Origin of the sequence: Cytobacillus oceanisediminis (genome assembly GCF_004366035.1) — a bacterium.
GTDB lineage: Bacteria > Bacillota > Bacilli > Bacillales > Cytobacillaceae > Cytobacillus > Cytobacillus oceanisediminis_C.
In genome coordinates, this window is sequence record NZ_SOEE01000009.1 from 76,933 (window position 1) to 89,151 (window position 12,219).

Annotated in this window: 17 protein-coding genes and 1 pseudogene; 1 reads left to right on the forward strand and 17 read right to left on the reverse strand. The window is 37.4% G+C overall.

All coding sequences use genetic code 11. The annotated features are described in order from the left end of the window. Positions 1-100: 100 nt before the first annotated feature. The 5 genes from DFO72_RS21475 to DFO72_RS21500 all read right to left on the reverse strand — a co-directional run bounded on the left by DFO72_RS21475 (position 101) and on the right by DFO72_RS21500 (position 3,593). Positions 101-697, reverse strand: coding sequence for a dienelactone hydrolase family protein (locus DFO72_RS21475; protein ID WP_395858197.1), 597 nt, complete (start codon positions 695-697; stop codon positions 101-103). Beyond that, complete coding sequence (locus tag DFO72_RS21480) at positions 697-1,095, reverse strand: hypothetical protein (RefSeq protein WP_113884159.1); 399 nt, start codon at positions 1,093-1,095, stop codon at positions 697-699. Before DFO72_RS21480 ends, DFO72_RS21475 begins: the two co-directional genes overlap by 1 nt. A 236-nt stretch (positions 1,096-1,331) precedes the next feature. Further along, entirely contained in the window at positions 1,332-2,303 is a 972-nt protein-coding gene (locus DFO72_RS21485; RefSeq protein ID WP_181782371.1) for an NAD(P)H-dependent flavin oxidoreductase, read from the reverse strand. Between the two features lie 172 nt (positions 2,304-2,475). Next, positions 2,476-2,685, reverse strand: coding sequence for a hypothetical protein (locus tag DFO72_RS21490; protein WP_113884160.1), 210 nt, complete (start codon positions 2,683-2,685; stop codon positions 2,476-2,478). Between the two features lie 308 nt (positions 2,686-2,993). Continuing rightward, complete coding sequence (locus DFO72_RS21500) at positions 2,994-3,593, reverse strand: hypothetical protein (RefSeq protein ID WP_113884162.1); 600 nt, start codon at positions 3,591-3,593, stop codon at positions 2,994-2,996. A gap of 104 nt (positions 3,594-3,697) precedes the next feature. Between DFO72_RS21500 and DFO72_RS21505 the strand changes: the two are divergent. Beyond that, a pseudogene (locus tag DFO72_RS21505) lies at positions 3,698-4,228 on the forward strand (GNAT family N-acetyltransferase). Positions 4,229-4,306: 78 nt separating this feature from the next. On the opposite strand, the gene DFO72_RS21510 reads toward DFO72_RS21505, so the two are convergent. The 12 genes from DFO72_RS21510 to DFO72_RS21560 form a co-directional block, all read right to left on the reverse strand. After that, positions 4,307-4,729 (reverse strand): VOC family protein, encoded by a 423-nt coding sequence (locus DFO72_RS21510; RefSeq protein WP_113884163.1) that lies wholly within the window; start codon positions 4,727-4,729, stop codon positions 4,307-4,309. A gap of 72 nt (positions 4,730-4,801) precedes the next feature. Then, positions 4,802-5,824: a hypothetical protein gene (locus DFO72_RS21515; protein WP_113884164.1), complete on the reverse strand. Its 1,023-nt coding sequence runs from the start codon at positions 5,822-5,824 to the stop codon at positions 4,802-4,804. After that, positions 5,808-6,362 (reverse strand): sigma-70 family RNA polymerase sigma factor, encoded by a 555-nt coding sequence (locus DFO72_RS21520; protein ID WP_113884165.1) that lies wholly within the window; start codon positions 6,360-6,362, stop codon positions 5,808-5,810. The genes DFO72_RS21515 and DFO72_RS21520 overlap by 17 nt, the downstream gene beginning before the upstream one ends. Before the next feature lie 220 nt (positions 6,363-6,582). Next, positions 6,583-7,020: an NUDIX hydrolase gene (locus DFO72_RS21525; RefSeq protein ID WP_113884166.1), complete on the reverse strand. Its 438-nt coding sequence runs from the start codon at positions 7,018-7,020 to the stop codon at positions 6,583-6,585. Between the two features lie 187 nt (positions 7,021-7,207). After that, positions 7,208-7,441: a hypothetical protein gene (locus tag DFO72_RS21530; RefSeq protein WP_113884167.1), complete on the reverse strand. Its 234-nt coding sequence runs from the start codon at positions 7,439-7,441 to the stop codon at positions 7,208-7,210. Positions 7,442-7,518: 77 nt separating this feature from the next. Further along, on the reverse strand, positions 7,519-7,692 hold the full coding sequence (locus tag DFO72_RS29640; RefSeq protein ID WP_166672535.1) for a hypothetical protein: 174 nt from the start codon (positions 7,690-7,692) through the stop codon (positions 7,519-7,521). 46 nt (positions 7,693-7,738) lie between these two features. Then, entirely contained in the window at positions 7,739-8,035 is a 297-nt protein-coding gene (locus DFO72_RS21535; RefSeq protein WP_113884168.1) for a DUF5316 family protein, read from the reverse strand. Between the two features lie 326 nt (positions 8,036-8,361). Next, positions 8,362-8,661, reverse strand: a complete 300-nt coding sequence (locus DFO72_RS21540; protein ID WP_243856233.1) for a hypothetical protein — start codon at positions 8,659-8,661, stop codon at positions 8,362-8,364. A 284-nt stretch (positions 8,662-8,945) separates the two neighbouring features. Then, positions 8,946-9,602, reverse strand: coding sequence for a lysozyme inhibitor LprI family protein (locus DFO72_RS21545; RefSeq protein ID WP_113884169.1), 657 nt, complete (start codon positions 9,600-9,602; stop codon positions 8,946-8,948). A 227-nt stretch (positions 9,603-9,829) separates the two neighbouring features. After that, positions 9,830-10,279: an NUDIX hydrolase gene (locus DFO72_RS21550; RefSeq protein ID WP_113884170.1), complete on the reverse strand. Its 450-nt coding sequence runs from the start codon at positions 10,277-10,279 to the stop codon at positions 9,830-9,832. A 393-nt stretch (positions 10,280-10,672) separates the two neighbouring features. Beyond that, positions 10,673-11,203: a GrpB family protein gene (locus DFO72_RS21555; RefSeq protein ID WP_113884171.1), complete on the reverse strand. Its 531-nt coding sequence runs from the start codon at positions 11,201-11,203 to the stop codon at positions 10,673-10,675. Between the two features lie 353 nt (positions 11,204-11,556). Continuing rightward, positions 11,557-12,114, reverse strand: a complete 558-nt coding sequence (locus tag DFO72_RS21560; protein ID WP_113884172.1) for a cysteine hydrolase family protein — start codon at positions 12,112-12,114, stop codon at positions 11,557-11,559. Between the last annotated feature and the right edge of the window lie 105 nt (positions 12,115-12,219).

Below are 12,219 nucleotides of genomic sequence, written 5' to 3' on the forward strand. Positions count from 1 at the left end.
AAATCTAAATTAGCATTTTTGCATGAAGAATATTGAACGTGCTTGTAAACTTTTATTAAAATTCCCTGGTGATAACACTCAAGGTTAGCTTCATAATTCCTCAATCAATATACAATAAAAAATCCATCGCTTTGCTAAATGCTTCTTGTTCTGATTTTGCATCATATCTGGAAGAATACGGATCACTGAATCCATGTTTACCTGTGAATTTATGTACTTTAATATTCTTTTTTTCTAAATCTAATAGTAACTCATCAACATTAAAAGACTGCTCTTCTTGCGGAAAGAATAGCATTATAGGACACTGGGGCGTTAACTCTAAATAATCCCTAATCCTTGAACCGTAGTATCCAACTATTCCATCAACACAATCTTCCTCACTGCACAGCCAGGCAACAGTTGCCCCTATACTAAAACCAATGATATATATTTTTTCGTATTCATCTTTAACTTCTAATAATAAATCTTTAATTTTTTGGGCAGCTCTGTCGAAACCTGTTTGTTCCATAAAATGGCGATAAGCAGCTTCCTCCTGAAAGTATTCAAAAGGTTTCTCCCGCTCTAATAAATGGGGGCAGGTCACATCAAAACCCTGCTTTGATAATAATTCGCAAAAACTCTTTATATGTTGATTAATTCCATAGATTTCGTGGATTACGAGGATTAAAGAATTAGAATTACTCTGTCTTTCCATGATTATGACCCTTCTTCTCCATATTTCTTCTCCCATTCATCGATCCATTTTTCAAGATCATTATCTTGCACTTCTTCTGCTGTTTTGCCATTTAATGAATAACCCCATCCGCCCATAGTATCATCTGCTGGATATGAAATGCCGCCAATTACCTGCCCATCAAAAATGAAAACCCTAAGCTCAGCCTCTATTCCGTAAATTTTGCTTAATGGGTGATTTTTTACAATAAAAATTTCCTGAATAATATCTTCCTCAATGTATGGATCTGGTTGAACAGTCTGCCTGGCCCATATAGAAACGTGAGGCATATCAGTAAGTTCCTGCCTTGAAAATGAATATATCTGGCTTCCTTCATAAGATTTTATTGAGTAACCTTTATCCAAAAGATACTGCTTTGCCAATTCACCATTCGACCCTTCTGCAAAATTAGGTTCACATCCAACCAGAATGAGTAAAATAATGCTAACGAAGATTTTATTAATGTAAATTCCCCCGTATTTAGTTTAAAAATTACACTTTTTTCCTTCAAAAAGGTATTCTATATTTAATGTTTTATTCCTTCAATATCTAAACACACCTATAAATCAGAAAAGCTGCCTATACGGCAGCTTGACTAAAAAAATGCACCATTATGAAATTAATCAAATGCTTCATATTCTGCTTTAAGGTTATTGATGATTGTCTGAACAGGCAGGATTTCTTTAATTTCATGGACTCTTGCCCCCGCAAATACGAGACCATTCTCGCAGTCCCCATCCATGGAAGTTATCAGGGAATCCATTGTACAAAAGCGGTAAGAGCAGTTTTTCAGGCAATCGATACAGTTCTTTATTTTCACCTTTTTATTGTCTGATATCTGCTCTGTAAAGTGGTTCTTAATGGCACGGCCTTCCAGCCCTACGGTGGTTTTCACCATAACGATATCTTCCTGTTTGGCATGGACATACTTATCTTTAAAGGATAATGGTGCATCACATTCGTGGCTGGCTACAAATCTTGTTCCCATCTGAACACCCGAAGCACCGATGCGAATGGCATGAGCGATATCTCTTCCTGTCATGATTCCTCCAGCAGCAATGACTGGAATCTTAACTGCTTCCACGACTTCCTGTAAAATATCGAATAGCGGTCTTTCGGTCCCTAAATGTCCTCCCGCTTCATTGCCCTCTACAACCACGGCAGAAGCACCAAGCCGTTCTGACATTTTGGCCAGCCTGGCAGATGACACAATCGAGATGACCGGTATTCCAGATTCTTTACCCCAGCTGTACATATCTCTTGATATTCCAGCACCTGAAATAATAAAATCAACCTTTTCCTCAATGGCTGCTTTCATTTTTTCAGCAAAATCATTCATGGCAAAAAGAACATTCACCCCAATATAGCCCTCACCCTTGATAGATGCTTTAGCCTTTCTTATATGAAACCTTAAATCTTCGATGTTAATCCCTGTTCCAGAAATAGTCCCAATCCCCCCGGCATTCGCAACAGCTGACGACAGACCACTTAAAGAAATACCTACGCCCATACCACCTTGCATGATTGGAAATCTAGGCTTCATATGCCCAATTCTTAATTGCGGAAATCTCAAAAGAATACCCCATTTCATCGTCGAATTAATTCTTCTCCATTATTATTCGAATGGGGTTAATTGAATAGTGATAAATATAATACCTGATACTAAAATCAGGTGGTAATTTAGCGATCGTCACACAATGTTCAAGAAAAAATCAAAGATGAAGGCCTAATTCTTTTTATCGTGTCCGATATACCGGAATTCGTCACTGCTCATCCTTTTCTTTTGCAGTTACTATACTATAAGAAATATTGAGTTTATCCCAAATCCAAGCATGGAAGATTTCGTCTAATTCTTTTTCTAAGGCCTTATCATCCATATTCTCGTCAATGTCTAATTTTTCAAAAGTAAATGTCTCTGTCGCCTCAGCATCATACTTGGCACTGCTAAATGAGAAAGTAACTGTTCTGCCCATCGTTTTTCCCCCTATATTAAATCAGCAAGTATTCGTCTTATCAGGACTTACTCGCAGGAAAAGCTCTTAGCTGCCTTTTTGAAGATGCAATAGGTAAGCTAATACAAAAAAAGTAATGATGAAAAATACTTTATTTATAGAAATTTGCTCTACTAGATGGGTGTGCGTTGAACGATCCGATGAAAAGATAGACCACCAACTTGGTTCGGGAAATAGAAAAGATACTATAACCCAGGTGCAAAAGAAAAATAAGACTAGAAACCAATGGAATTTCATAAGTTCTCCCTCTTACACAGTTAATCCAAAAACTAATTCAAAATCCTTACACCATTAGGATCCACTAATGGTTTTGATGAGAAATCCTTTATAACAGCTTCCCTGATTGTAACTGTCTCACCAATTACTGATTTAATTGAGCTAACGGGCATTCCAAACAAAATGGAAAGGTCATCTTCTAACCCGTTTTTCTTTGATTCTAATTTTAATTCTTCTATTTTTATATTATCAGTCATCGAATCTACTATATCTTTGTTTGTTTGAAGTTCTATCCTAAAAGAATAAGGGGTTGTAATAAACGTTCTTCGTTCCCCCCTATCAACATTCCAATTCATATTAACGGCATTTTGACATATAAGCTTTTGTTCTTTTTCATTTACCAAAAAGCCTATATGGTCAAATATACTCTTTTTTCCATATCCAAAAGTGACATTTATGCTCCCTTTTCTTGCTTCAATTATCCGAAAAAGGATATCTTTTTCCCTAAAGTCATCCCATACTAAGGGAGGATCAAAGCTTTGGAAATCCCCCTGGTATTTACCGATACGCTGAAAAACACGAAAGCCGTTATTTACGTAAAACCTTTCTGTTTCTTCCACATGCGGGGTCCAAAAATGATAATGAAAAAGCACAGACAACACCCTCTTTAATAAGCTCATTAAATACATATTCAATACAAAAGTAATTTCCCCTTTATAGGCAATTCCTGACTTTTTATGAGGTGCTGATACTATAAATGGATATTTTAATTCGGAAAGAACTCCCTGCAGACTACCATTCCTCGGAAGAAATGATCAAAAAAGCTTTTTTAAATGAGGAATACAGCGGCAAGACAGAACATTTCCTTGTTAAAAGAATCAGTAATTCAGACTCATTTATTCCGGAGCTTTCTTTAGTAGCGTTAACTCAGGCAAAGGGGGTTGCGGGTGTTATACTTCTATCTAAAATTACCATAGGCGATGGTGGGAAAGATGCAGATTCTCTGGCACTTGCCCCCGTTTCTGTTGCTCCCGGTTATCAAGGAAAAGGCATCTGCAGACAATTGATTCGTACTACACTTAACAAGGCAAAAATGGCCGGATTTCAATCCGTAATCGTTCTGGGCCAAACAGTTTACTATCCAAAGTTCGGCATTAAGCCAGCCTTTGGAATATCCAGGCCCCGTTTGAAGTGCCTGACGAAGTGTTCATGGCTCTGGAATTAACGGAGAATGCTCTTAAAAAATGCTGCCTGTGCTTTCCATTATTCAAAAGCTTTTCCAGAATAAGAGCTGGATAAAAAAAGAGCTGCCGATCAGCATGCTTGATCTTCAGCTCTTTTACCTATTTGTTTACAAATTATGGACTTATTCTGTAAGTTCCCAAGCAGGATTCCAAACCACTTCCCACAGGTGCCCATCTGGATCTTGGAAGTATCCAGAATACCCACCCCAAAAGGTTTCGTGAGCTTGAACCGTAATAACTGCACCTGCACTCTCTGCCTGTTTCATTATCATATCTACCTCTGCTTTACTCCCAACATTATGCCCAATCGTAAATTCCGTTGGACTTTTTCCTGTCTGCTTCATGCTTGTGTCATGAGCGATATCTTTGCGATTCCAAAGTGCCAGTTTTAATCCTGATTGCAGATCAAAGAACGCAACAGCACCATGCTCGAATTCTCTTCCTATTATGCCCTGTGTCGGGAGCCCAAGACCATTCTGATAAAAATGCAAGGACCTTACCAAATCATCTACACCTAATGTGATAACTGAAATTCGCGGTTTCATATAAGACCTCCCAATAAACTCGTATAAATAAAACTTTCAAACCTTTGCGAAGAAGACCATAATAAAGCATAATCATTCATTTATATCATAAATCAATTGGTCGAATAACTCCCCATCCACATAAAGCAAAATAGCCCATTCTCCCTTTTTAGGAATTTTAACAGATGATGGTGTATGCGCATCTGCCCCGTTGTTTGGACCATAAGCACGAATGGTCCATCCCATTCCATTCGTTAAAATTTGATGGACAGTTTGCGATTCTTTATGAAATCCAACAATCGTCAGATCTGCATCTTCAACTCCCCAAAGATGCCACATCCACTTTTGGCCGTTTAGACTCGGCATGCCAGCGCCTATCACACCGGACTTGTTTTCATTTCCGATAATGCCCCTGTCACCGAACTCCACAGCTTTTCTCTCCCAATCAATAGTGTCAAAATCACTCTCCTGAACAAAATCTGGTATGTCCTCTGGCAAAGTAATAGGGGCGTCTTTTGCTTTTTCAGCCACACTGACAACTACATCCCCATAGGCTTTGCCATCCAGATACACCTCATACTTCCACAGGCCTTCGTAAGGAACTGTGAATGTGGTTGTAAAACGCTGCAAACTTGGATATCCGGATGATGGTTCTGTTATTTCTTGATGAGGCAAAACTTGTATTCTTTCACCAGTTTCTTTATGAAGGGCAGAAATAGAAAGTTCTTTTCCTTTATAAGTGTCAAAAGGCTCTGCGAAACTAAAAATATAGCCATAAGGCGTTCCTGCTTTCAGATAAGGATCAGGTAATATGCTAAATTTTATATTTTGATTCACCTTATATTCATGCCGTATTTCCCATTCATTATTCAAGCTGCCATTTATCTTTTCGGGATCGTGACTGACAAAAATCTCAGTTGAAACGAAGAAGGCCAAGAGACAGTAGGCAAAAGTGGAAATAGCGAATATAACGAATTTATTGGGTTTGTTTGGCTTCACCCTTCTATCTGTATGGACAGCTTTTCTAATATTCATTTTTTGAAATTCCGTAAAGTGGTCACCTTTGTGAGTGGTCGAGTCCATCACCCTTCGCAGCTGCTTAAGCTTGCTCTCCATTATATCCCCGCCTCTCCATCATTTTTTTCAGCTTCATCCTGCCTCTGCTCAATCTCGTTTTAATCGTATTGTGGTTCACGCCTAATATTCCTTGGATCTCCTCAATTGAGCATTCTTCATAGTAATAAAGCGTAATGACTTCCCGGTATTTCACAGGCAAAGACAATACACAAAAGGAAAGAAATTCTTCCTCGCTGCGCTTCAGCAGATCCTTTTCCGGTGACATTTCCTTAGATGAAAAAAGAGCAAACATCCTTGAATTCATCACCACTTTTCGAAACGCATAACTCTTCAAGACATCCTTTGATTTATTAATAGCCAATCGATAAATCCATGATTTAAAGGAGATCACTTCATCGATTTTGTCATAATTTTTGTAGCACGCGATGAATACATCCTGAACAATATCTTCCGCCAGCTTCCAGTCCTTTACATAGTTATAAGCCATCTTTGTGAGCCGTTCACCATACTCATCCATAATAAACTCCAGCCAAGCATCGCGATTTGCTAATGGGCTTTCATCCCTGACCTTTCTCACACACTTCCCACCCCATTTTCACTTTAATGCTAAGACGAATGAGTTAGACATAGGTTTCATTTTTCAATGTCTTTTTAGAAAAAAGACACTTACCCTTTTTCGGATAAGTGCCGGTTCCGTCCCTGATTATAAAAACAGCTTGCCATCAGAAAAGACCTCTGCCAAAACTGCATCTTCCACAAACCTGCCACCCTTGGCACAAATCTATAGAGCCAATTCTCTATCCATTTGAAAGTAAATTGCATAAATTCTCAGGAACTAATCTTAATTTACCATCGGCAAAATCGCTAATGGGTTTCCATATCAATTTGAATGCCGCCCCACTATCCTCCAGTCCAAGAAAGGAAGGTTTTTCATAAAAGACCTGATCTACAAACTCAGCATCAAATACAAAAACGATTTCGTGTCCCAGGTCACCGTTGTATGTAAAAATGTTTTCAAATGTTTCTAAGTATTTTATGTTCGTTATGCTCGCCCCTATTTCTTCAAGTACCTCTCTCTCCACGGCCTCGAAACTTTTTTCCCCATATTCAATTCCGCCGCCGATTGGACGATAAAAGTAATCCTGTTTCACCTCATCATAGCCTTCACAGACAAGGATTAAATCTTCTTTCCGAAATACGCAAATAGCAATTGCCCGAATTTGTCCCGTCCTCATCTAATACCTTCCTTTCATTCTTCAACTAACATCTCATTAAAAAGTAGCCGGTTTTTTCAATCCACCATGTTTGCCCAAGCTAATTTAAATTCTTAAATACAAGAAAAGTTCGTCATAAGATTATCAGTTCCTCCTTTAGCAGTTTTGTTCAAAAAGAAAAAGCCACCTGGATTGGCAGCTGCGCTTGTTATTCATTTTTCTTCATTGAAAACAAATAAGCAATTGCAATGAGAACTGCAATGATTGAAGTGATTACAGAATATCGGAATATAGTAAAAAAGAACTCAGGAAAAGGTGTTATAACACTTGAAGTCATACCATCGACGTCAGTTGTGCTTTCTATCCGCTTCATAAAGGCCACTAATAAGAAAAAGGGAACAATAAATGAATATATCCCTGTTTTCACTATTATTTTCTCCATTAAATCCCTCCTAATTTTCCATGACTTACTTTTCCAATTACAATTACCTGGAAGCAAGGAATCACTAGTTCATGAAATTATTGAAATCCTCCTGAGTCTTTATTTTCTCCCATCAAAAAATTTGAGCTTTCTCCTGGTTTTGCATTAGGATTGGTTGGGATATGAGGATTATTATTGTTTTTCTTGCGTTTCCAATCAATAAATAAAGCAAATATTATAATTCCAGCAATAAAAATCACTAACCACCACATAGGTTCAATCCCCCTGGTTAGAAAGGCAGCCTTTATTGATAAACTCTTATTTAGTTAAGAACAGATAAAGAAGCAGCGCAGTCATACTATTTGGCAGACCAATTAAAACGGAGCCGATGCTTGTTCTTTTTCGTTTCTGTCTTTCGTCAGGAGAATCAGGTGCTTTTAAGCCTGCCCTCATCCCGTGGGGGCCAAGTATTGAACCTGACATAAGAATAGACCTGGCTATAAATAATACACCAATTGCTCCTGTCACTAAGTAAGCCTTACTTAATTCCCCAAAACCAAATGATAATAAAACACCAGTTATTGACAAAACTATTCCGATAATTAGATGCTTCAACACCAAACCTCCTTTTTACTAACTATACGATTGAAGCGTTAAATTGTTTCAATTTTAATTTTATTCAGTTTTTTAAACTTATGACTTCATATACAGTTGCGAAATGATAAAACCTATGTAACAAACCAGCTTCGACTCCCTCTGAAAAAAAACTTGATCCATAATTGATCAAGTTTATGTCAAAACTCACACCTGCACGATGATGGCTCAACATTTTATTGGCTTTTTCCAGCATACTACGCGACAGTCATCTTTGCATGGTATTTTATCCTTGTGCCACACAATTTTGCGTCCATCGTTACAGCATTTTTCTTCCTTACGCCAAACTATTCGGTAGCCATTTTTACAGTGTTCATTATGCTTATGCTGGCAAATGGTTTTGCAGTGCTTCTCGAAACATTCTTTCTTTTTGCAGCGGCAATCATGATGGCAAGTATGATGTTTACACTTGTCATATCTGCATCTACAATCATGATGGCAAGCGTGATGATTGCATCTGTCCTGTTTATTTCTGCAATCATAATGGCAATCGTGGGGTTTGCACTTTTCCTGTCTACATCGATCATACTGGTAACTATGATGATTGTACTGGTCCTGCATATATCCATCATGATGATAGTAGTCATTTTGATTATATCTATAACCACTATGATAAATTGTTCTTCCTTCAGAATGCCAGGATGAACTCAACGTAATCCACTCCTTTCTTGATAGATTACTATATCTTTATTCAAATTTTTTTTTGTTGCTTGTGTAATTATCTTTTAAACAATTTATTATTTTCACCATCTATACAAATCTGCCCCGTCTGCCGAGGAAGAAAAAAGAGCTGCCATCCCTACTGATCTGCAACTCTTTCACAATTAAGTACAGAGGAGATTGGAAGCAACCTGCTCGTTAGTGCCAAAAGTTACTTCATATACTTTGCAACTAATAAATAACACCTTTCTCTTGTAAGACTTGCTTGTGTAGCCACATATTCCAATGGCTCCATCGAACCGCCTTTGTATCTTAGTGAAGATTTTTTCGCAGCTTCATCTCTTTGTTGGATCCAGCTCCGCTGTTCTTCTCTTAATTGGTCCATCTGCCCTTTATCAAGCTGCTCTTCCAGCAGACCATAAATTTTGTTTAACTCCTCATCCCAGGTTCTATATCTTTCCGCCTCTTGCTCCACCAATTCTGCCGTGGTTGTCTTAGCTTCTGCGTATCTGTCCGCTTCTTCCATTTTATTTAGTTTCTTGAGAAATTCATCCTTATTACTTTCATGACTTACATTTTGATCATTAGTGGACTCAACTGACTCTCCTTCATTTGAGGCTGCAGATGAATTGTCTGTATCTTCTTGTTCATTGAGCTGTGTGTTGTCACTGCTGCCAGAAGAGTTTTCTGCCTCATTTCCCTCTGAATCTGTAGAATTCCTATCAGTTTGGCCGCCATCTTCATTTTGAGCCGAGTTGTCACTAGCTGGCTGGCTGCTCGATTCTTCAGATGAGTTTTCACAAGCAGCCAGTACACCTGATAATGCTACTGTTAGCAGTACCGCCAAAAACTTCTTGTTTTTTTCCATTTTCACACTTCCTTTTTATATTTATTAACGAAATTTACACTTTTCACTTTTTGAACAAATCCTTCAGTATCGAGTATTAATAGATGATCTGTGTCTTCGAAAATAAATATTTTTGTGCTCATTCCTTCCAAACTTATCTTACCATTTTCCATATAGAAAATTATCCCAATTCCAAACTTTCCTGTTTTTCTGCGAAGAAAAAAAGAGCTCCTCTTGGGAACTCCTTTTTAAATAGAATTAATATATTCCTTAAGCACTTTACGATCTGGAGGACTTATATTCGAGGGAATTTCATGAACATGAAAAAAGCGTAAATCATTAACTTCTTCGTTATCGACTGTAAGTTCTCCATCATAGTCGGTGCAGATATAGGCGGTAATGACATTAAATACTTCATCACCGTGAGGATATTTATAGTAAAATTCATCTCCTGAATAAATATTAAACAACCGCAGATCATTTGCTGCTAACCCAGTTTCTTCAAGCAGCTCTCTCTTAGCCACCTCTTCCAATGTTTCTCCGGGCTCCAGAGAACCTCCCGCCAATCCCCAGCAATTATTATCCTTCCTTAATTGTAATAACAGCCTACTATTCTTATCCAAAACGATAACACTCGCTCCAGTAATAACAAGAGGACGGCTTCCAACTATTTTTCTTAGATCCATTACATAACTCATAGTAATCTCCTAAATATAAGACTTTCCTAATTTTTATTCGGTATTTTGGAGATAAATCCTTCCAAAGGAATTTATCGAATTCTATGTTTTCTTTACAAATATGGTATTAGGCTAAGAGGATTTTTAATCACAGCCATTGTGCTTAACAAAATTTTGGTATGCTTTTGCAGTAATTATTGAAATCAAATAAATGCTTATGAATGAAGCAACAGATACGAAGAGTATATATATTGCGTATAAGGTTTAGAACTATCCATATTGAAAAAGGCAAATATAGTTATTAACAATGAAAGTCCTATTGCTTTTGCGGTGTGTTTATTTTGGGTGCTCATAAAATCCTCCTTTCGATTAATCTTAATAAATGCCTGTTAGTTAAATATCATATATTTATATCTATTCCTCTACATTTAATTTCCCTCCTTTCACAAACCAGGCAAGTGCCTTCTGCTCCATTTCCTTCACAAATGTCTTTTTTGCTTGGCTATACTCACTTGTGTCATCAAACCTTTTTGCTAATTCTTCCTTGTATTTAGTGTACCTTGTTGCTTCAGCAGGATGGGACCGAAGAAAATCCCTAAATATAAGGTGCCGTTCTATTTGGGGGTTATCAAATTGATAGAAATGCAAATGATGAGATCTGTTTTCTCCGCCTTTCCGAAATAACCTTCTTCCTGTAATCCCCCATTCACCAGCAGCCTCATATCCCAGATTTCTCATCTCTTCTTTAAATTTGTCTATCTTTTCGATATCCTTCACAAGACACATCATATCGATTACAGGCTTTGCCTTCATCCCCCGGACCGCAGTACTGCCAAAATGTTCACATTTTATAATGTCATCTTTAAAGATTGTTTTGAGAATTTGTGTCTCTTGTCTATACATGAGAGCCCAATTATTGCTAAATTCCGTAAGCCGAATCTTCATTGGAGACCTCCATTTTAAAACTTACATTGATTACTTTAATGTATTTTGGTTACCTGAAATTATTAATATTTTCGTGCTCCCCCTTAAAGGTGTACTTAATCAATATGTTGGAGTAAAGTTTGAAAAAAACCCACAAGAAGCAGGATACTTTGAATTACATACAAAAGATGGCCGAGCAGCAAAGTTTTAGTTAATTCTGTAAAATGAACAGTCTTATATAGATACTTTTATAGCTAAGACTGAGCTGCCTCTATCATGAATGCCTATCTTTCACAAATTAAATATCCCAATTTCTCAGTAAGAAATTGGGATTCTATTGTTAATGCGGAATATAACTATACTACTATTTCAATTCACCTATATGAATCATGTATCGGCTGAAACAAGTCTTCCGCTGCATTTCTGACAACTGAAAAATGTTCCACATTGTAATGGCTGTGAAGAGTATCATTATGATGCTTGATAATTTGTTCTGCACTTAAGGCATCGCTGTCCGTTGTTGAATGTCCATCACCTACTAATGTGACATCCAATCCACTAATAGTTGCGGTTCTAACTGCACTGTCTATACAGTGCTGGGTTTTACACCCCATTATAACAACATGCTTGACCTTTTGGGATTTAAGTTGATCCAGCAATCCTGTTCCATGAAAGGAATTTGTTGCAGCTTTATCAAAGAACTTTGTTTCCGCAGGCACATTAATTTCTTCGTGAACCTGAAATCCTTTGCCTTTCCCTTCAGCAACATCTAAATCCCTGACAAAGACAACTGGAACATTGGATTGCTCTGCCTTTTCAATCACTAAATTGATATTCCCAATAAGCTGCTCTTTATTAAAAACTTTACTTTCTTTTATATTCCCATCAATTAACTCTTGTTGGGCATCAATAATTAATAAGGTTTGATTCAAATGATTTTCCCCTTTCAATACCTCTAAAGTTAGTTTAGATCAGTTCCCCTTAGTATTTTCACGCCAATATAATTGATTGTCATAATATCAGCCTCCTAAATTAAA